Source organism: Candidatus Palauibacter sp., assembly GCF_965216145.1.
Classification (GTDB): Bacteria; Gemmatimonadota; Gemmatimonadetes; order Palauibacterales; family Palauibacteraceae; genus Palauibacter.
This window is the reverse complement of sequence record NZ_OZ244149.1, coordinates 4,193,641-4,213,841: the sequence shown is the minus strand read 5'-3', so window position 1 is coordinate 4,213,841 and position 20,201 is coordinate 4,193,641. Positions and strand designations below refer to the sequence as shown.

14 protein-coding genes and 1 tRNA gene are annotated in these 20,201 nt (G+C 66.5%); 7 read left to right on the top strand and 8 right to left on the bottom strand.

The genetic code is table 11. The features are described 5' to 3' along the window. Positions 1–126: 126 nt before the first annotated feature. The 3 genes from ACOOHF_RS18155 to ACOOHF_RS18145 all read right to left on the bottom strand — a co-directional run bounded on the left by ACOOHF_RS18155 (position 127) and on the right by ACOOHF_RS18145 (position 6,243). On the bottom strand, positions 127–3,744 hold the full coding sequence (locus tag ACOOHF_RS18155; RefSeq protein WP_420462805.1) for a leucine-rich repeat domain-containing protein: 3,618 nt from the start codon (positions 3,742–3,744) through the stop codon (positions 127–129). Positions 3,745–3,866: 122 nt separating this feature from the next. Continuing rightward, a complete protein-coding gene (locus ACOOHF_RS18150; RefSeq protein WP_420462804.1) occupies positions 3,867–4,169 on the bottom strand; it encodes a hypothetical protein in 303 nt (100 codons plus the stop codon). A 625-nt stretch (positions 4,170–4,794) separates the two neighbouring features. Next, on the bottom strand, positions 4,795–6,243 hold the full coding sequence (locus ACOOHF_RS18145; RefSeq protein ID WP_420462803.1) for a hypothetical protein: 1,449 nt from the start codon (positions 6,241–6,243) through the stop codon (positions 4,795–4,797). A 103-nt stretch (positions 6,244–6,346) separates the two neighbouring features. On the opposite strand from ACOOHF_RS18145, the gene ACOOHF_RS18140 reads away from it, so the two are divergent. After that, the gene (locus tag ACOOHF_RS18140; RefSeq protein ID WP_420462802.1) at positions 6,347–6,514 is read left to right on the top strand and encodes a hypothetical protein; all 168 of its coding nucleotides are present in this window, start codon (positions 6,347–6,349) and stop codon (positions 6,512–6,514) included. Between the two features lie 92 nt (positions 6,515–6,606). On the opposite strand, the gene ACOOHF_RS18135 is transcribed toward ACOOHF_RS18140, so the two are convergent. From ACOOHF_RS18135 to ACOOHF_RS18115, 5 genes are all read right to left on the bottom strand, one after another. After that, positions 6,607–7,188, bottom strand: coding sequence for a Calx-beta domain-containing protein (locus tag ACOOHF_RS18135; protein ID WP_420462801.1), 582 nt, complete (start codon positions 7,186–7,188; stop codon positions 6,607–6,609). A 236-nt stretch (positions 7,189–7,424) separates the two neighbouring features. Beyond that, positions 7,425–7,682 (bottom strand): hypothetical protein, encoded by a 258-nt coding sequence (locus ACOOHF_RS18130; protein ID WP_420462800.1) that lies wholly within the window; start codon positions 7,680–7,682, stop codon positions 7,425–7,427. Positions 7,683–8,671: 989 nt separating this feature from the next. Then, a tRNA-Gly gene (locus ACOOHF_RS18125) sits at positions 8,672–8,746 on the bottom strand. A gap of 136 nt (positions 8,747–8,882) precedes the next feature. Continuing rightward, positions 8,883–9,824, bottom strand: coding sequence for an IS1595 family transposase (locus tag ACOOHF_RS18120; protein WP_420462799.1), 942 nt, complete (start codon positions 9,822–9,824; stop codon positions 8,883–8,885). An 845-nt stretch (positions 9,825–10,669) separates the two neighbouring features. Further along, positions 10,670–14,854 carry a leucine-rich repeat domain-containing protein gene (locus ACOOHF_RS18115; RefSeq protein ID WP_420462798.1) on the bottom strand — a complete coding sequence of 1,395 codons (4,185 nt, stop codon included), beginning with the start codon at positions 14,852–14,854 and terminating at the stop codon, positions 10,670–10,672. A gap of 340 nt (positions 14,855–15,194) precedes the next feature. Here ACOOHF_RS18115 and ACOOHF_RS18110 point away from each other — a divergent pair, with 340 nt between their 5' ends. From ACOOHF_RS18110 to ACOOHF_RS18085, 6 genes are all read left to right on the top strand, one after another. After that, the gene (locus ACOOHF_RS18110; protein ID WP_420462797.1) at positions 15,195–15,527 is read left to right on the top strand and encodes a hypothetical protein; all 333 of its coding nucleotides are present in this window, start codon (positions 15,195–15,197) and stop codon (positions 15,525–15,527) included. 216 nt (positions 15,528–15,743) lie between these two features. After that, complete coding sequence (locus ACOOHF_RS18105) at positions 15,744–16,058, top strand: integrase core domain-containing protein (RefSeq protein WP_420462796.1); 315 nt, start codon at positions 15,744–15,746, stop codon at positions 16,056–16,058. A 634-nt stretch (positions 16,059–16,692) separates the two neighbouring features. After that, the gene (locus ACOOHF_RS18100; protein WP_420462795.1) at positions 16,693–18,741 is read left to right on the top strand and encodes a prolyl oligopeptidase family serine peptidase; all 2,049 of its coding nucleotides are present in this window, start codon (positions 16,693–16,695) and stop codon (positions 18,739–18,741) included. Continuing rightward, complete coding sequence (trpA, locus tag ACOOHF_RS18095) at positions 18,738–19,514, top strand: tryptophan synthase subunit alpha (protein WP_420462794.1); 777 nt, start codon at positions 18,738–18,740, stop codon at positions 19,512–19,514. The genes ACOOHF_RS18100 and trpA overlap by 4 nt, the downstream gene beginning before the upstream one ends. A 31-nt stretch (positions 19,515–19,545) precedes the next feature. Further along, positions 19,546–19,830, top strand: a complete 285-nt coding sequence (locus tag ACOOHF_RS18090) for a ribbon-helix-helix protein, CopG family (RefSeq protein ID WP_419936763.1) — start codon at positions 19,546–19,548, stop codon at positions 19,828–19,830. Then, entirely contained in the window at positions 19,827–20,198 is a 372-nt protein-coding gene (locus ACOOHF_RS18085) for a type II toxin-antitoxin system VapC family toxin (protein ID WP_419936764.1), read from the top strand. The genes ACOOHF_RS18090 and ACOOHF_RS18085 overlap by 4 nt, the downstream gene beginning before the upstream one ends. Positions 20,199–20,201 lie beyond the last annotated feature (3 nt).

Here is a 20,201-nt window from a genome sequence, read left to right as displayed (position 1 = left end):
CCGCATTGGTTTAGGTCAGGAGGCGCTTCGCCGGAGCTGCGTGACCGGGCCTCGCAAACGGATGGGAATCCATGTCCCGGGCGGGGACCCCGCGATGGCCCCGCGCGCGACACGGTGTGCTCGGACTCAGTTGCGGATGACCCGCACCACCCTGCCGTTCACGTCGACCACGATGACCGGGCCTTTGAGCACGTCACCCGCGAAGGGCGATTCCGCCTCCGCTCCCGCCACATCCGCAGCCGGGGCCGCATCCGCCGCGGGGAGCTCATAGGGGTCGGCCCGGCTCGCGTCCACTGCATGCCCCAGATCCGCCAGCGCCTGCACCGTGATCGCGCTCAGCGCGCTGCCCCCCCTCGGGCCCATCAGTTCGCCGCGCAGCACGTCGTAGCGCCAGTGGTGGTTGGGCGACACCGAGACGCCGTTGTCGACCGGCACCTTCCCGCCCGTGTACGGCCGCCCGCCCGCCTCGTTGAACGCCTCCACCGCCAGCGGCCCCGGAAAGTGCGTGTCCAGAGGCACGTCCCGCGTCTTCTCCCGCAGCATGTCACCCCACTTGTTCGACCCGATCCCCAGAACGTGCCCCATCTCGTGCAGCGCGACCTGGTACATGCTGTTGGGGCCCGCCTCCGGCGCGTCCGGCCCATAGTAGTTGCGATTGAGCCAGAGGACCCCCATGAGCGCAAGCCCGGACTCACGGATCGCGCAGCTACCCGCCTGGCCGATACTGTTGATGCGCCCCGCGTCCGAGATGGACACGTTGATCACGACATCGTCGATCGTGCCGACGATCCGGCCCGGGTCAAGACAGTATTCCACATCTACGGGAACATCCGGCAGGTCGCCCGTCACCACCTCCTCCCACCGCGCCGCCGCCCGGCGCAGCGACGCCTTCTCCGCCTCCGTGAACCGCTCCGTCTCGGTGGTCCCCTCCCAGAAGATGAGGTCGATCTGGTAGCCCTCCGGGTCGGGCGCACGCGCCACCGTCACCGGGACGCTGAGCGAGGCCCGGAGTCCGCCCGGGTCCTCCGCCGCCACCGCCACCCACGCCGAGCCCTCCGCGAGTGGCTGCAACTCCAGTACCCCCCCCTCCACCCGCGCGGCCACCACTCCCGCGTCGCTCGACACCGCCGTGTAGGACAGCGAGTCCCCGTCGGGATCGTCAAAGTGCCCGGCCATCTCCACCTCCGCCGTCTCCACCCCCGCCTGCAGCCAGTACACCGGTACCGCGCTCGTGACGGTCGGCGAGCGGTTCACCGCCGGAGCGAATAGCACCATCTCCTCCCCGACGACGTACTCGAGACCCCTTACCCCGATCGGGAACGCAGGCGGCAGCCCCAGGCCCACGTGCACCGGGCCCGCGGTCCCCGAACGGCTGACCGTCAGCGCCGCGCTCACGGTATCCCCCGCGCTCACGGTCACACGGTCGACCGAGACCGTCCCGCCCTGCACCGTCACCGGCATCTCGATGGAGCGCGGTACGCCGCTCGGCACGCGCAGCGCCACACTCGCGGGCCCCGGCGCCAGCGCGTCGGCGGCGTCCGTGCGTGCCAGCTCCAGCTTCACCGGGAACGGGGCGCCCGGGTTCACGCGCAGGTCCAGGCGTTCAAGGCTGGAGAGCCCCGAGAACACGCCCCGCGGCAACGCCTTCAGTTCGTTGTCCACAAGTACCAACTCCGCCAGACTCCCCAACCCTTGGAAGACGCCCTGCGGGAGGGTCGACAGGCCGTTCACCTGCAGCGACAACGTCTCCAAGGCCCCCAACCCGGCGAAGAGACCGGGCGGCAATTCAGACAGGTTGTTTTGTACCAACCTCAGCGTCACCAGCTCCCCCAACCCCGCGAAGACCCCCGCCGGAAGCGTCGTGAGCCCGTTACCGCTCAGGTCGAGGTAGCCGAGACGCGGCACGCCGGCGAAGAGTCCCGTCGGCAAGTCCGAGAGCTGGTTGGCCGCCAGCCGAAGGTGCGACAGGCTGGACAGGCCGGAGAAGATGTCCGGTGGCAGCTCGGTCAGGTTGTTGTCGTAGAGGTGCAGCAGTTCAAGGTTCGACAGCCCGGCGAAGACACTCGCGTCCAGCCCGGTCAGTTCGTTCTCCGGCAGGTAGAGCTTGCGAAGCTCGCCCAGTCCCGCGAACACGCCGGGCGGCAGTTCCGTCAGCTGGTTTTGGACGAGCGACAGGAACTCCAAGCTGGAGAGGTCGCTGAAGATCCCCGCGGGTAACCGCCGCAGCCGGTTTGCGCCGATGTTCAGGGACCACAACTCGGACAGACCCGCGAACGTCCCGGACGGGAGTTCGTCCAGGCCGACATTGTACAGGAACAGACGTTGCAACCGCTCCATGCCGGCCAATAGGTCGAGGGGCACGTCCGTCAATGGGTTGGAACTCAGAGCGAGTTCTTCCAAGCCGGTCAGGCCCACCAAGTGGGACCGTATCTCGGTCAGCCGATTCCCACGCAAGTAAAGCCGCGTCAGACTCGGGAGGCTGGTGAGTATGCCGCGGGGCAACGCCTCCAGTTCGTTGCCCGTGAGGTCAAGCCAAGTCAACGAGTCCAGACCGGAGAAGACATCCGGCGGCAACGCGGTCAGATCGTTGTTCTTCAGGAACAACCACCCGAGGCTGGTGAGGCCTGCGAAGTCGCCGCTCCGCAAACTCGAGATGTTCTTGTCACGGAGGATCAGATGCGGGACCGAAGCCAGGTGGGCGTCCGTCACGTCCGCGCAACTCGCCACGCCTGTCTCTTCAAGCAACCCCTCGATCACCGCCGGCGTTCGGCCGCACACTCCGGCGTCGGGTCGCGCCGTCGCCGTCACCTCCAGAAGCCTTTGTCCGGCCACGGACACGGCCAATTTCTGTTCCCCCGGAGCCGGGCCCAGCCTCCACTCGGCCCGCGCCAGCCCCGCGCTGTCGCTCCGCACCGAGTCAGGGTCCGCCGAGCCCGAGCCCGCCTCCGGCGTGAAACTCACCAGCGCACCGGGAACCGGACGCCCGGCTTCATCCAGCGCCTGCACCACGAGCGGCTCCGGGAGCCGCTGACCCACCAGACCCTGCTGCCTGTCCCCAGACCACGGGACGACGCGCGCCACCGCCAAGTTCGGATCCACCGCCAGCGCCGCGATCGCTTCCTCGGGCCCGTCAGGCACCGACGCAACGAGCCGCTGCTCCCCCGGAGCCACCCCCAGCGTCCACACGGCCGACGCCACGCCCGAGCCGTCGCTCACCACCGAGTCGGGTTCCACCGAGCCCCCGCCCGACGTCACCGCGAACCGCACGACCGTCCCCACGACCGGCCGGTCCCCGGCATCGAACACCGCCACGCCCACCATCGAAGGCAGGGACAGACCCGCCAGCGCACTCTGGCCGTCCCCGAACACCCTGAGCGTCGCCACCCGCTGCTCCACCCGCACCGGCGCCGCGTCGCTCGCTCCGCCCACCGACGCACGGACCTCCGCCGTCCCGTTGCGCCGAGCCGTCACCAGCCCCGAGCCGTCCACCGTGACCACCGCCCGGTCCGTGCTCTCCCACCGCACCGTGCCTGCCTCCGAGCCCGTCCCGCCGGCCACCCGAACCGTGAACTGCGCCGTCTCCCCGAGGTACGTCAGCCGCGCCGAGTCCGGCGCGACCCTCAGAGAGAGCGGAACAGCCGGCGGTCCCGTCGCCTCACCCGAGTCGCACGCCGCCACCGCAGCAAGCACCGCGGCCACCTTGATGACTTCGGCATTCACTCGCTGGCGCAGGCCCGATTTCACCAAGTCTCTCTCATGCACCTTGCAGGGAAGGGCGGGCGGATACTTCGTCGATCTTCGATCACGATACCGCTGTGGAGCAAGCCGACCAATGCGAGGTCGGGTCAAGAGGTGTGCAAAAGGCATCAGGCGGCGATCCTCTCCTGACCTTCGGGGACGGGCTTTCCGTCCTCGAACCTCCTCCCTTCGTACACCTCCCCCAGCAACTGGGGAGCGTTGAGCTTCCTGAACCGCTTCTCGGCCACCAACAGCAGCCGCCAGATCAGCGCCGTGGCGTTGTCGACCCGCTTGAACCGACGGATTGGACGAGCCTTCCCGCAGGGATTGATGATCGGGAGCGACCCCTGGAGGGCGAGGGCAGGAGTGCGCAAACACACCTGGCCCCGAACCCGTACCAGGCCCTCGGCCTGGGGGGTCGCTACCGTCACGGCCTGAGCGCCCCGTACGCCACGGGCGAACGGGGCGGCGAGGCCGAAAGACGTTGCCGCGCCAGCGGATAAACGGGAGCGCCAGTGCGCATCGCCGGACGGCCAAAGTGCGCATCGGCACCCCACGTCGATTGCACACTCCAGTACGGCCGTAAGCGGGAGCGCCGGGCGCCGACGAACGCGGCCGGAGGGCTGCATCCAGTTGTCCGGCGCTGTCGCCGTGCTCCGCCGGCAGTCCGGTCGGCTGGAGGGTTCTGCCTCCGGCAAGAAACCGCGCTTCGTGGCGGCTTGGATGACGGCCAGCGAGAGCCGGAGTCCCGATGGCTGGCCGATCACTCCGTGAGTCAGGTGAGACCAACCCACCGCTAATTACTCCCTCCGTCACGATCAAGTTTCGCCGGGCGGAACAGCGAGGGTGCCGGATCCGGCTGCCGCATGTGTTCGATCCCTACGCGGCGGTCAACGCCTCGCACGGCGAGCCACTCCCGCACCAACTGAGCGCGGTGTACCGCTCGATCCCCGTCCCGCACCGATCACGATGCCCGTCAGCGGCCCGAAAGCGCTGGACAACCGGTCATCGCGACCCCCTCAAGACGAGGCCGCCGTGAGCCTGGTTCGGGATGAATCACGCGATGGATTGCTTGGTCCGCCGAAGTCTTCCTTGCATAAGCTGGTGCCGTAACCGGCGGACCACATGGGCTGTGGTCTCTCCGGCCTGCGCCGCCGTCCAGAGGTCATCAAGGTCCTCTCGAACGAGAAGCGCGACGCCGTCACGCTCGGCCTTTTCCACCTCAGCCTTCGACAGCGCCGCGCGCGGAATTGCCGTCGCGAGGACCGCGATCACTTCGCTGTCGGGAAGTTTGCTGCGCATGTCCGCTGAGCGGGCGATGAGCTTGCTCAGTTTTGCCTTCGCGTCCGGCGGCCCGACCGTGCACTCGATGGCTAGGATGACGGAAGAGGCCAGATCATGGGCCAGGCTGTCGACGGCGTCCCCAAGCCCGCTCTGCGCGTACAGCGGGTCCACCTGGAAGCCGAGGAAGAGGAACAGTAGACCCACGGCCTCGCCGAACTCCTTCCCCTTGTGCCAGCTTTCCGGCCGCAGCTTCTCAAGGAACCGGCGAAGGTCCGGGTCCACCACGTTGTGCGTTCTCATCCGGACGTTGGAGCCCGCTTCGGCCAAGGGCTGGGACACGCAGTCCACGCACCTGCCTCCGATGAGAATGAAGAGCGTGGCGGTCGCGTCACCCTTCCGAATCGGAATGTCCAGCCGCGAGCGAAGAGCACCGCCCTCATGTGCCCATTCGCGCTCGTCGAGCCTGGCCGATCCGTGACGGGGAGGCTCTCCGGTAGCGCCCACGGTCCAGACCAGCTCCGCGTTCGCGACAAAGACATCCGCAGCAGCCCGAAGAGCGACGCTTACGCGTTCGGGCGAAGAGGCTACCTTCTCGCGATCAAAGCGCACGGCTAGCGGTGCGATCAGCTCGAAGACGGTAGCGGTGCGTTGGATCTCCAGTGCCCCGGGCCGCGCGCAGAAGCTTCGCACCAGGTCCGAGAGCCCATCGTAGGCCTTCGGCCCGCTGCGAATCAGGTTGTCCAGATCCAAGGGATTAGGAACAGCCTGCCTCACAGCTTGCCACATCGAGGAACCATGGCCCACGAGGGCGTGACAGCTCCAAGGGTCGTACCCGGCCGTCCGATACGATGCGGAGAGGTCGCTGAAGACGTATCTCACGTCCATTGCCGGCTGATCCGACCCGCCGGCGTATTCGACGGACGACCGCCCCAGCTTCGCCTTGCCGCTGACGATCCCATGCACCACGCCGGGTAGGTCCGTAGTAGGAAGGACCGCTTGCCAGGCGCGGAAGTCCGACCGCTCAACCGGAGAAAACGCGGGCACCGACCCAGCGGCGCGGTGGTCCAGGAAACCACGGGTAATGAGATTCACCCAACCGCGGCCACTACGGATGGCGCAGATGCGCAGATCGATGGACCGCCAGTACCCGGAGCCATTCACCAGGTTGACGAAGCGATCCGCATCGTCGGCGGACGAGCGTTCGCGCTGTTCCTGAGACACAAGCGTTTCCGTGGCCCCGGTGGGATTCGATCATCACGGCGGATGTCGTCAACCTAACACCGTCGGCCTCGGACGTGGCCGAGGGACAGAGCGATGTCTGATCGTGAAGCCGACCGGATGCCGCGTCAGCAAGCGGGCCGAGCGGGGCGGCTTCCGGTGGTTGATCGCGACCGGGCGACTGAGGCGGCGGCACATCGGGGGCGCGAACCTGCTCGCGCGACGGCGGTGGCTCAGGAACGACTGGGCGGGCTATCTGACGGGCGACACATAGGCCCTCGCCCGCCGGTTCGGACGGCGCTCGGAGAGGCATTTCGGAGGCGTCCGCAGGGCTGGCTTGAGCCACGCTACGGTGGCTAAGCCAGCCTACGCAGTGTTGAACACTGCGGCCCGGCAAGGGGACGCTGCGCCCCCCTTAGAACCCCCGGCTTGTCGTCCCGCTGCCGGCGGATCTCGGATCGTCACGGTCGCGGGCGTCGTATTCACCACCACCATCGTGGGACCGGTCCCGCTCGTGAGAGTGAGGATCACCGTCTCCCCGCCGTCGGCGATCTCGCCGGACACGACCGCCAGATCGATCGTGGCGCTCCGCGCGCCCCCGCTCAGCGTCAGCTCCCCTGATAGTGCTACGTAGTCCTCCCCCGATGTCGCGGTGCCGGACACCGCGTAGCGGACGGTCACATGCCCGGACCCCGCCCTTCCTTTCACCGCCAGCGTGAACCGTGCCGTGTCACCCTCCGTCACCCAGCCGCCCGGAGGCGCGCTGAGCGTCACCGAAAGGGTGTCCGCGGTCAGCCCCGACGCCGGGGCATCCCCCGTGGCCTGCGCGGGCGCGACTAGCGCCAGCAGCGGTACCACCACCCCGATGATCCGGAAGATGGCCCGCGTTGCGGCGCGTCCGCGCGGAATATTGACGGACGAGGGTCGGGCAAGGGGATCGAGTGTCATGGGGTGTGTCCTCGTGGTGCCCTGTGATCGGCTTCCAGGGGGGTGTAGGCGTCGAAGGCTTCTCCTCCGTTCTTCATAGGCCACGAGCGGGCGAAACTTCGTTGGCGACCGATGGGGCCATCTCTGGAAAACGCCGTTGCCCTGGCGCGCAGTCTCATCCGTAAGACGCCACGCAACAATCGCTTATGAATGGGAATTATATAGCTAACTTGATACGAGAAAGCGGTACCGTCATGCTAGTCCAGCTCAGCCAAAAGCTTTCCACGTTCAGCCTCAAAACTCTCCCGCACGGCCTCCGAGAATCGCTCATCCGCCTTACCACCCACTTCAAGCTCCAACACGACGGTTTGAAGAATCCGCCGGATGGCATTCTCCGTTGGCGGGCTAGCTGGGATGGTGGCGAGGCGTCGGACGAGTGCACGATATAGTATCTCGTAGAGAATCTGCTTCCCATGAAGCTCTGCAAACTGATCCGCCGGAACGCTTCGTGCCATGATTGCCTCCTTTAGTCGCTGTTAGTTACGGTCTCTCGTCCAGTACGTAAACCCGTATCTCGGCGGTATCCTCCCTCGGTGGCACCGTCGTACTGTCCGCAACCGACCATGTAATGATGTAGGGTTCATCCCGGATCGGCCCTGCTTGGTCCCAAAAAAAATGAGGTCCTACAAGGTGGTAGCAGTATCGAGGTACTCCCCGTCCGGTTAGCTCGCTGATCCTAACACACTCCTCATGGTCCGAGAAGCTGATATCCCACCGTAGGCCAAAATCGTCCACGTCTGCACCCCATAACCCTGGTTTGATTCCGTACGGGTCTCCCAGGTAGGCGGTATCGGCCTCGGCCACCATGATTTCCAACCTCGGCAATTCTTCACCCGTCTCCGGATCGATGAAGGATTCGCCGCAACCTGCGCAGACCAGTAGCGATATGAGATATAGGCGGGATCGAAGCATGGCGGGACTCCTTCCCTCTCGTGATGGGTGCCGGGCCATGCACACCCACACGCAGAGAAAACGGAAGGCCTCTGCCTATTCGCCAGAACCTCGGGGAGCTACCCTCCGGTTCGTGGAGTTACTTCGGCTGTTGTATTCGGCAGAGTGACCCGACTCGGGTCTCTGCATGTGGAGCGTGCAAGCGACAAGGTAGGAGTCAGCGAGGTTGGTTGCAAAGCCAAGCCAAGCCAGCATATGTTGGGGGTAGGAACAAAAGCCGAAAAGGCTGAGGTATGAAGGGTTGTGGCCCCGGGTGGATTCGAACCACCGACCTCCGGTCTCGTAACGACGGCACTCTGTCCACTGAGCTACGGGGCCGCGACCTTCTCGCTCTAAGGATCGATGATGGATAAGCAACAGCAACCATACAAGGGTGACGTGACGCCGGAGCGGTTGGCGAAGGCACTACTCCGACGCGTGAAGCCTTATCGAGAGAAGAAGTTCGCCGTTCGTAGCACGAAGACCAAAGCGACAGCTCAACCACGATAACAGATGCGCCCGGCAGGATTCGAACCTGCGGCCTTCCGATTGGTACTCGGTTGCTCCATCCAGGCTGAGCTACGGGCGCCAAAAGAGCGGTACCGGACCACCATCCGGTACCGCTCTTTTGACAGGGATGTAGGCTCGCCTCAGGAGCACGCCCCCGCTGTATGAAGAACGTCTAAGGCACCTCGTTTGTGACAGGCCGGATGTCGGAGAGCTTTCTAACCGATCAAATCCCGCCACATCAACCGGCGACCGACCATACCGGCGACGGCATCCCGCATCTGATCCAGCGTGTCCATATCTTGGATGTTGTGCCTTCCGGCGAACTCGTTGACGTACCTCTGTAGATGCTTCGGAGACATCCGGTGGTAGGTCCCGTGGAACCCTCGCTTCAGCATGGCCCAGAACGATTCCATGCCGTTGGTGTGGACCATTCCGCGGACGTACTCGCCGATGGAGTGCTTGACGATCTCGTGGTTCAGTAGACCGGTGTAGGCACCCGACCCATCGGTGTAGACCATCGCATCCTCGTCGATATGGTCGAGGACGAAGGTTCCAAGCGTGACGGCATCGGTCCTGTCCACGACATGGGCCGACACCTGATTACTCTCACGGTCCTTGGTTCCGATGACGGCGGTCTTACCGACAGCCCCGCGTCCGGCCCGGAGTTTCTTGTTGGCGTGCTTGTTCCTCTCCTTCCCGCCGACGTAGGTCTCGTCAACCTCCACCGGACCCTGGAAGGGTTCATCGGGGAGGGCGAAGGCGTAGGCCTCACGGATACGGTGAAGCATGAACCACGCCGTCTTCTGCGTCACTCCGATGTCGCGATGCAGCTTCATGCTGCTGAGGCCCTTGAGGTTCGTGAGGTAGAGATAGACCGCCCATGCCCATTTCCTCAGCGGCAGGCGGCTGGACTCGAGGATGGTCCCGGTCCTGACCGAGAAGTACCCTCGGCAATCCCGGCAGCGGTACGGCATGGGCCTATGGCCCTTGACCTCATGCGTGTTTACGGACCCGCACTTCCCGCAGCAACGGCCGGATGGCCACATCTGGGCCTCGAACCAGAGGCGGGCGGAGTCCTCGTCGGGGAAGAGTTCTGTGAGTTCCAGGAGTGAAATGCCTTCTCGGTCGGAACGACCGGGACCGGAGAAACTAGGCACGGTTGTGGGTTCGGGTGGTGACAGGTTCGTTCATGTGCTTCCTCCTTGCTTTTGGTGCTTGATGTGCGAGGGAGAATTATACGCGCTGGAAGGGGGATTTGTCAAGTTCTTTATATAGATTGTCAGCGGCGGATGGGATACAGAACGGGTACGCTTCGGAGCCTAATAGGGTACGGAGAGGGTACGGAGAGGGTACAATTAGGGGTTGTCAACAGGATTAGTAGCGCGTAACCTTGACATTCCCGCCCCTCACGGGGCGAGGGGTAGACACGAGCAGCCGCAGGTTTTGGACGTCCACGGTTGTCTCCGATCGTACGATTCGGGTTAGCTCGTGCCCTTTAGCGGGGAGGAGATTTCAACGATCTCCTCCCCGTTCTGTATGTAACCCTTCCACGATGGGTATCGGGGCGGCGTATCGCAACCTTTACGGTAGGGACGGGGCCGATTCTTCCGATGAAACTGCCAGTAGCGACTTAGGTAGAGGAATCGAGGAGAGGTTGAAAAGTGGGGTTAGGGCCTTGGTCAAGTTAGCTATATAATTCCCTTATGAATCGGGCGACTCAGGTCGGCGTATGCACTCCCGCAGCGAACCGTATCGCCGATACGGCACCGCTGGTAGAGATCAGTTCCTGGCAGGCGCGCCCGATGTGGGGATCAAGTAGCTTGGAGGGGGCACGGTGGAGATCGGAGGCAATACCGGCCAAGCGAAGGCGGGGCCTCGGTGCCCCGTCCGGCCAACGACTGGTCGACGCAGCAGCAGGCCGGCCCCGGATTACGGCTGGGGTCCGAATGGCTGCAGCGGACCCGCGGCAAGCCACGGGCGCGCATCCCCTCGGACTGCCGCTTCAGTTGCGGATGATACGCACGACCTTGCCGTTCTCGTCGACCACGAAGACCGGTCCCTTGAGCACGTCGCCCACAAACGGAGATTCCTCCGCGTCGGCCGCCGCTGCCCTGTCCAGCGCGGGCAACGTGTAGGGATCGGCCCGGCTCGCGTCTACATCGTAGCCAAGGTCCGCGAGCGCCTGCACCGTGATCGCGCTCAGGAGGGTGCCGCCCGCTGGACTCATCAGCTCGCCCCTCAGCACGTCGCGGCGCCAATGCGTGTTGGGTGACACCGAGACGCCGTTGTCGACCGGCACTTTCCCGCCTGTGTAAGGTCGACCGCCAGCCTCATTGAACGCATCAACTGCCAGCGGACCCGGGAAGTGCGTGTCAAGACGCACGTCCAACGTCGGCTGCCGCAGCATGCCGTGCCATTTTTCTCTTGATCCGATCCCCAGGACGTGGCCCATCTCGTGTAGCGCGACCTGGTACATGCTGTTCGGCCCCGTCTCCGGGGCGTCCGGGCCGTAGAATTGGCGGTTGAACCAGATGGCCCCGATGAGAGCCAAGCCGGACTCACGCTCTACGCAAGGTCCCGCCTGGCCGATGCTGTTGATCGGGCCGGCGTCAGATATCGACATGGTGATCACGACATCGTCGATGCTGCCCACGATCCGCCCCGGATCGTAGCAGAGATCCGTGTCGACCGGCACGTCCCGCTGGTCCCCCGTTACTACCTCCTCCCACCGTGCTGCGGCCCGCCTCACGGACACCTTCTCCGCCTCCGAGAACCGCTCCGCCTCTGTGACCCCCTCCCCGAAGATCAACTCGATCTGATAGCCGTCCGGATCCGGCGCACGGGTCACGACGACCGGCACTCCGAGCGTCGCCCGAAGCCCGCCCGGATCCTCGGCCGCCACCTCCACTACCGCCTCGCCCTCGGAAAGTGGCTCAAGCACCAGCACCCCATCCGCCACACGCACGGCGACCACCTCGGCGGCCTCCGAAGCGGCCGTAAAGACCAGCGCGTCACCGTCGGGGTCGCTGAAGTGCCCGGCAAGCCCCACCTCCGTCGACCGCACCCCCGCCTGCAGCCAGTGGGGCGGAACCTCCTTCGCTACCACCGGCGAACGGTTCACCGAGGGCGCGAACAGCACCATCTGCCCGCCCACGACATACTCCAGACCCCGCACCTCTATCGGGAACGCCGGCACCGGCCCCAAGCTCACATGCACCGCGCCCGAACGCCCCGCGATCCGGATCACCTCAAGCACCGCACTCGAGCTGTCCCCCGCCGGCACTCCGAAGCTCCCGCTCGACGCAGACCCGCCCTGTACCGACACCGCCATGTCCAGCGACAGTGGCGCCCCGATGGGCACTCGCAGCGTCACGCTCGCCGGCCCCGGCGCCAACAAGTCGGCAGCGTCCGTCCGGGCCAGCTCCAACACTACCGGGAACGGATCGCCGGGGTTGGCCCTCAGGTCCAACCTCTCGAGACTTGAAAGGCCACGGAAAGCGCCCGGCGGCAGCTCGGTCAACTCGTTGCCGATAAGCCTTAGCTCCGCGAGCGCCGCGAGCCCCTCGAAGATGCCGGCGGGCAGCGCGGCAAGCTGGTTGCCGACAAGGTCCAATCGAGTCAGGCCGGATAGTCCCCCGAACAGGCTCGGTGGCAACGACGCCAAGGCGTTCTGCTCCAATCGCAGCGTCCCCAACCTCTCCAATCCCTCGAAGAGCTGCGGGGGCAGCGAAGCGAGCCGGTTGTTCGCGAGGCTCAGATACTCCAGGCTGGACGAACTGGCGAAGAGCTCCGGCGGCAACGCCTCCAGCTGGTTGTCACCCAGTCTCAGGTGTTCCAGGATGGGCATTCCCGCGAAGATGTCCGGGGGTAGCTCGGTGAGCCCGTTCTTGTGAAGCTGAAGGTGCGTCAGGTCGGAAAGCCCCCCAAGGACATCTTCGGCCAGACGATCCAGGTCGTTTTCACCCAAGTAGAGCCGAGACAACTGCGTGAGGCTCGCGAAGACGTCCGCCGACAGTTCTGCCAGTTGATTCGAGTGCAGCACCAGCGTCCGTAAACTCTGAAGATCGTTGAAGATACCGGGAGGTAGCCGGGCAAGTCGGTTCCCGCTCAGCGCGAGGAGCTCCAACTCGGCCAGACCCTTGAAGGTCCCGGAGTCCAGGGACCTCAGTTCGGTGAAGCTGAGATCCAAGCGTCGCAATCGCCCCAGCTTGGCGAACGAACCGGGCGGCACCTCCTGCAGGGGGTTCCCCGCCAAGCTGATGTTCGTCAATCTCTTCAGGCTGGCCACGTCTGGGGGGATCTCCGTCAACCGGTTGGACGTCAAGTGGAGTTCTTCCAGATTCGGAGTACCCGCCAGCGTACCCGCAGGCAGCGACTCAAGTCGATTGCCCCATAGCGAAAGAAACCTTAGAGAATCGAGACCGGCGAAGATGTCCGGTGGCAACGCGCTGAGTCCGTTGTTCACGAAGTAAAGGTTCTTCAGCCCGGGAAGGCCGGCAAAGTCACCGTTGCGCAGACCCGGCACTCTCGTGTGAGCGAAGGACAAGGACAGAGTTACGATGGCTGCCAGTTGATCTTCCGTCACGTCCGCGCAACTCGCGATCCCCGGCCACTTGAGTATCGCTTCGATCACCGCACGCGTTCGCCCGCACACGCCCGCGTCGGGTCGTGCAGTCGCCGCCACCGCCAGACTCGCACCGTTCACGACCGACGCCGCGAGCGTCTGATCGCCCTGTTCGGGGCCCAGCGTCCACTCGGCCGAAGCCCGACCAAGGCTGTCGCTACGCAGGGACTCCGGTACCACGGACCCGCCCCCGACCTGTGGCACGAACGTCACCAGCGCGCCGGGAACCGGGTCCCCGGCCTCGTCCTGCGCCTGCACCACCACCGGCTCGTGAAGCGACTGCCCCACCACCCCCCATTGCCGGTCGCCCGACCACAACGCGACCGAGGCCACCACCGAGTCCGGATCCAGCGCCGACATCACAAGTTCCAGCCGGGCGTCTCCCGATGCCACGACGAGCGTATAGTCCCCCACCGTACGGCCCAGCCTCCACACCGAAGACGAGAACCCGGAGTCGTCACTCCGCGCCGAATCCGGGTTCACCGACCCACCCGAGGCTCCCGCAGTGAACGTAACCAACGCCCCCGCAACGGGATAGCCGGAAACGTCTCGCAACCGCACTTCCACTGGCAGTGCCTGCCCCATCCCTGCCCGGCTCCCACCCCGGGATTGCAGTTCGATCGTCCTCACCTTGGTGGCTGGCGCCAGCAACGTCGCCACCACTTCCAGACGAGCGTTCGCCGATGAGACCAGCAGCGCGTAGTCCCTTAGCGCCGCCCCCAAGCTCCAGCGCGTCCGTGCCCGACCCAAGCTGTCGCTGCGGACCGAATCAGGGTCGACCGACCCGTCACCGGGACTCGGCAAGAACGTGGCCAACGCCCCCGCAACCGGGCGGCCAGCCCCGTCAACCAGCCGTACCCCCACCGATCTCGTGCGGCCGGCCGCCCCGCCCCCACCCTGATGAAGTTCAATCCGCGCCACTACTGAGTCCGGGCCCACCGCCCGCGCCGTGATCTCCGCTTCCAACCCACCCGCTACCGACGCCGTCAGCCGCTGCTCTCCGATGGTCGCGCCCACAGTCCATACCGCGGAAGCCACACCCGTGCCGTCGCTCACGACCGACTCCGGATTCACCGCCCCGCCCCCGGCCGCAACCGCGAACCGCACATCGACCCCCACCATCGCTCTGCCGCCGGCATCCTGCACCTGCACGCCCACGGTTCCCGGTAGGGAGAGGCCCGGAAGGGCACGCTGGCCATCGCCGAAGGCCGCGAGTGCCGCGACCCGCTGCTCCACCCGCACCGGCGCCGCGTCGCTCGCTCCGCCCGCCGACGCGCGCACCTCCGCCGTCCCGTTCCCGCGCGCCGTCACCAGACCCGAGCCGTCCACCGTGACCACCGTCTGGTCCGTGCTCTCCCACCGCACCGTGCCGCCCGCCGACCCCGTCCCGCCCGCCACCCTCGCCGTGAACCGTACCGTCTCCCCGAGGTACGTCAGCGCCGCCGAGTCCGGCGCGACCACAACCGAAACCGGAATCGCGGTCGGCGGCGCCATGGTCCCGCCCGAGTCGCACCCCGCCACGATCGCGAGCACGCCCGCCACCTTGAGCCTGCCGGCATTCACGCTCGGGCACAGCCTCACCAGGGGTTACCCCGCTTCCGTGGAAGCGCCTGAGAGCAGGGCACAAGGAGGCCCTGTTCGGTGTCGCCAAGCGTGCGGAGGGACCCGAGGGTGTACAAAGACAACGTCCTTCCCCTGTGTTGCGGAGTCGTGCACCCGGCGTTTTCGAGCGCGTCGTCCCACGCCACCGTAACGCTTTCTACGGCGCGTGTGCGATACACCCATACACCCTTAGTATGCCACGAGTGGACGAAACTCCCCACGCCCCGGTTGAGCACGCCTCGCGAAGTGAGTGCCGGGGTGCCGATCCGACGGCGGCCCAACCCCGCCCCAGGAGCCGTGGTTGGACCGAGGCTATTTCGTCCGGATCACCACCGCCGCGCAGTGGGCGTCGGAGCCGCCGAACTCGGCCGGCAGGGCCGCCGCTCCCGTGCAGATCTCGAGCCCGGCGATCTACGGTCGGCGGGACTGGTCGGACGCCGATGCGGGACACGTCAGGCGGACCCTCCGGCGGCCATCGCCCCCCTGGACCGCCGCTTCCATCGCGCGGACCTCGTCTTCGGTCAGCTCGGCGGAGCTTCCGCGCCGCGAGTCGCCCGCCGTTCTGCATGCGCAGGCGCACGAGCAGCGACGCACGCCGGTCCGGCATGTCCACGATCTCCCGGACACCCCTTAGGGCGCTGTCGAAGACCGCCACGAAGCCGAGTTCCTCCTTCAGGTCGCGGCGCACCGAGTCGGCCACCCGGCCGTAGAGGTACTCGGCGAAGGGGGTGGCGTCGAAATAGCGATAGAGGTCGGCGCCGGCGGTCTTCGCCGAGGAGACGGCGGTGAACGAGTACGAGCGCCGGATCCGGGACCTGGAGCAGCTGCTTGACTCGCTTCCGGAGTTCGCGTGGGGGAGTCGTCGTCCAACACGACCGGCACCCCGTGTTCACCGGCTACGCGTGGACCGGCCAGCTGCTGTCGGCGGGCGCGCGGCTCTCCTACGCGCTCCGCGGGGCCCCGGGACAACCCGGAGATGGAAAGCTTATTCGGCCGCTTCAAGGTGGAGAACCGGTCTCTGATCCTCGACGGCTCGATCGAGGAACTCGCAGCCGTCGTCCGGGATCGGATCGGCTATTACAATCGCGCGCGTCGTCACTCCTCCCCTCGGAGACCGGCCACCCGCCGGGGTAACTCCAGTCTATCGTCTGGCCGCTTCCGATAGGCAGCGGAACCGCGGCATACGAAGCCGGTACTGACGCCGGGGAGAAGATCCTCGACATCCTCGAACGGTGTACGGCTGGTAACGATGCGGACACGGCGGCGATGCTCTCCGAGTTGGCCACATCGCCTAACTCGGAGGTGAAAAGGGAATCCCAAGGCGACGCGGGACGGGCCGGGGATTCGTAGTTTCCGGCCACCACAGCGGCGCACGGAACCGCTTGTAGATTGTAGACCTTCCCCGGCAATCCGTCCGTGAACGTCCACTGGAATCGAGTGGGTTCCCGTTCACGAAAAGGGGAATAAAGAGGGGAAAATGGTTCGCCGAATACCGTACCTGTATGATTGTCAGCTATTTATAGAACACCTGACACATAGCGCTGCTATGCTCCCTCGTCACGCCTCTCCCCAGAGGGGACCCCGGCGAGCGCCTCGCCGCTCTCGGCGCTGACGCAGGGTTTTGCCACGGGCTGCTCGCAGCCGGTCCGCGGCAGGATCCTGCCCGTCTGGCCACCCCTCCGCGGATCTCCGATAATCCTGTCTTGCCGCCATGGCACGGACACCGATGGTCCGGCGGCTGCGCGCTGAGCGCCCACCATTGCGCGGCTGCGGGCTGCGCGAAGCTGAAGGAGCGAAGGATGAAGACGAGACTCGGATGCGCCGCCCTCCTGGCGGCCCTCTCCGCCGGAGGGTTGGCTGCCGGCGCCGAGGCCCAGACCCGGCGACTGTCGCTTGACATCTACATGGACATGGAATCCGTTTCCGATCCGCAGATTTCGCCCGACGGGTCACAGATCGTGTACACGCTCGGCTGGGCGGACAAGATCAACGACCGGCGGGAGTCCTCCCTACGGATCATGGACGCCGACGGGGGCCGCAAGCGGGCGCTCATCGACGGGGGCGGCGCGCGCTGGTCCCCCGACGGAACCCGCATCCTGTATACGGCGGCGGGGGAGCCCTCGGGGTCGCAGATCTTCGTGCGCTGGATGGACGACGAGGGCCTCACGAGCCAGATCACCCGCCTCGAGAACGGGCCTTCCTCGCCGCGCTGGTCTCCCGACGGGAACTGGATCGCGTTCACGAGCCGGGTGGACGACCGCGCGGACTTCGCGGGCGTCGACCTCCCCTCGCGTCCGGACGGGGCGACATGGACCGCCGGACCCAAGATCGTCGAGCGCGCCGGTTACAAGCGGGACCGCCAGGGCTACGTGGACACCGGCTGGACGCACGTGTTCGTCGTGCCGGCCCACGGCGGCTCCGCCCGGCAGCTCACCGATGGGGACTGGAACCACGGCGGCATCGCCTGGAGCCCGGACGGGACCGAGCTCTACTTCACCTCCTATCGGGAGCCGGACTGGGATCGTCCCTCGAACTGGCAGGAGTCGGAGATCTACGCCGTCTCCGTGGCGTCCGGCGAGATCCGCCGGCTCACGGACCGGCGCGGCGCGGACTCGGGACCCGTCCCCTCGCCGGATGGCCGTCTCATCGCCTACACGGCGGGGGATGAGCACCAGGACACGTACCGGAACAACCGGATCTACATCATGAACCGCGACGGGTCCGGCTCGCGGCTCATCTCCGGGGACTACGACCGCCAGTCGGGTGGCTTCGAGTGGGCGCCCGACGGGAGCGGGCTCTACTTCAACGTGAGCCGGGAGGGGTATCGCCAGCTCCACTTCGTCTCGGTCGACGGCGGCGTGACGCAGCTGACCGAGGGCAGGCACCTCTTCTCCCTCTCCTCGTTCGCGGAGGAGGGGACGGCGGTCGGCACGATCTCGACCGACCGCGAACCCGGCGACCTGTACCGCTTCGCGCTCTCGAACCCGGGCGAGGTGACCCGCCTCACCGAGGTGAACGCGGACATCCTGCACGGAGTCACGCTGGGCGAGGTGGAGGAAGTCTGGTACGAGTCGACGGACGGGTTCCGGATCCAGGGCTGGATCGTGAAGCCGCCCGACTTCGACCCGAATCGGGAGTATCCGCTCATGCTCGCCATCCACGGCGGGCCGCACGGCATGTACAACGGCGGGTTCAACTTCGCCTTCCAGGAACACGCGTCGAACGACTACGTCCTCCTCTACACGAACCCGCGCGGGAGCACGGGCTACGGGACGGAGTTCGCGAACGCGATCAACCACGACTATCCCGGCGCGGACTTCCCCGACCTCATGGGCGGCGTCGACGAGATGCTGCGGCGCGGCTACGTCGACGGGGAAAACCTGTTCGTGTACGGGTGTTCGGGCGGCGGCATCCTCACCTCGTATATCGTGGGGAATACCGACCGCTTCCGGGCGGCGTCGGCGAACTGTCCGATCGTGAACTGGATGTCGGCCATGGGGACCTCGGACGCGATCGGTTACCTGCGCACGTTCGAGAAGCCGTTCTGGGAGGACGTGGAGGAGTGGATGGACCGTTCCTCGATCTTCTACGTGGAGAACGTGACGACACCCACCATGCTGATGACGGGGGAGATGGACCTGCGGACCCCAATGGGACAGACCGAGGAGTTCTACCAGGCGCTCCACTACGAGGGCGTGCCGACGGTCATGGTGCGCTTCCAGGACGAGTGGCACGGGACGAGCCGGCGCCCCTCCAACTTCCTGCGCACGCAGCTCTATCTGCGGAAGTGGTTCGAGAAGTGGGGGACGCACCGACCGGCGGTGACGACGGAGGACGACGCTTCTTGACCTCGCGGGTCGAACGCGCGTTCGACGACGGGACGGCGTTCATCCCCTTCCTGTCGAGCGGGTATCCGCGGCCCGCGGACACGCCCCGACTGCTCGAGCGGCTGGCGGCGGACCGGGCGGACATCATCGAACTGGGGATCCCGTTCAGCGACCCGCTCGCGGACGGGCCGACGATCCAGGCCGCGAGCTGGCGTGCTCTGGAGAAGGGGACGACGGTCGAGTCCACCCTCGACCAGCTGGCGGAGATCTCGGCCGACCTGCCGCCGGTCGTCGTCTTCTCCTACCTGAACCCGATCCTGCGCATGGGGGTGGAGCGTTTTCTCGAGCGCGCGGAGGCCGCGGGGGCGGCGGGGCTGCTCGTGACCGACCTGCCGGTGGGCTCGCACCCGCCGCTCGAGCGCCGGCTCGCCGCGAGCGCGCTCGACCTCATTCCGCTCGCGGCGCCTACCACGCCGCGCGCGCGGCTGGAGACGATCCTCGGCCACGCCTCGGGGTTCCTCTACTACATCTCCCGCCTCGGCGTGACGGGGGCGCGGGAGGCGCTGGACGCCACGCTTGACGACCAGGTGAGACGGCTCCGGAGCATGGTGCGGCTCCCGGTCGCCGTGGGGTTCGGCATCTCGACGCCGCGGCAGGCGGCGGCGGTGGCGGGGATGGCCGACGGGGTCGTCGTGGGCTCCGCGCTCATCGCCGCCCTGGGGCGTAGCGAGGCCGCCTTCGGGGAGCTGTCCGCCGCCCTCGCCGAGGCGGTGCACCGCAGGACAACAGCTTGATGTAACTATGGTATGGCCGTACCATAAGGATATGGCCACCACCACGATCAAGTCCACCTACTCGCTAGATGTGGAAACCGTGCGGATACTCGAAGCGCTGGCTTCGCGCTGGAACGTCTCCAAGTCCGAAGTGCTACGCCGTGCCATCAGGACGGCGTCGGCGGAAGAAACGGGCGGCGCCGGAGGACCGCTGGCGGCCCTTCGCCAGCTGCAGGCCGATGTCATGGAGGACGGAGTAGACATCGAGCGGTGGGTGCGGGACGTCAGAGCCGAACGCCGTGCCTGGGCGATGGCCCCTGGTACGGGCGCGGAATGATCCATCTCGACACTAGCTTTCTCATCCGGGCGCTCGTCGCCGGATCGGCGGAGGACCGGCGACTGAGCGGCTGGATCGCGACGGGCGAAGGGATTGGCATGAGCGCCGTGGCGTGGGCCGAGTTCCTGTGCGGGCCGCTTTCGGCGTCCCGGCTGCGGGTGGCCGATAGCGTCGTTGGCCCCCGCGTTGATTTTACCGGCGAGGACGCCGTCCTCGCGGCGCGCCTCTTCAACGAGTGCGGGCGTCGGCGCGGATCGCTCCCCGACTGCATGATTGCGGCGGTGGCGCTCGGTGCGGGGGCGCGACTCGCGACCGCCGATGAGGCGGATTTTCACCGATTCGAGGCGTTCGGTGTCAAGTTGGCCTGACCG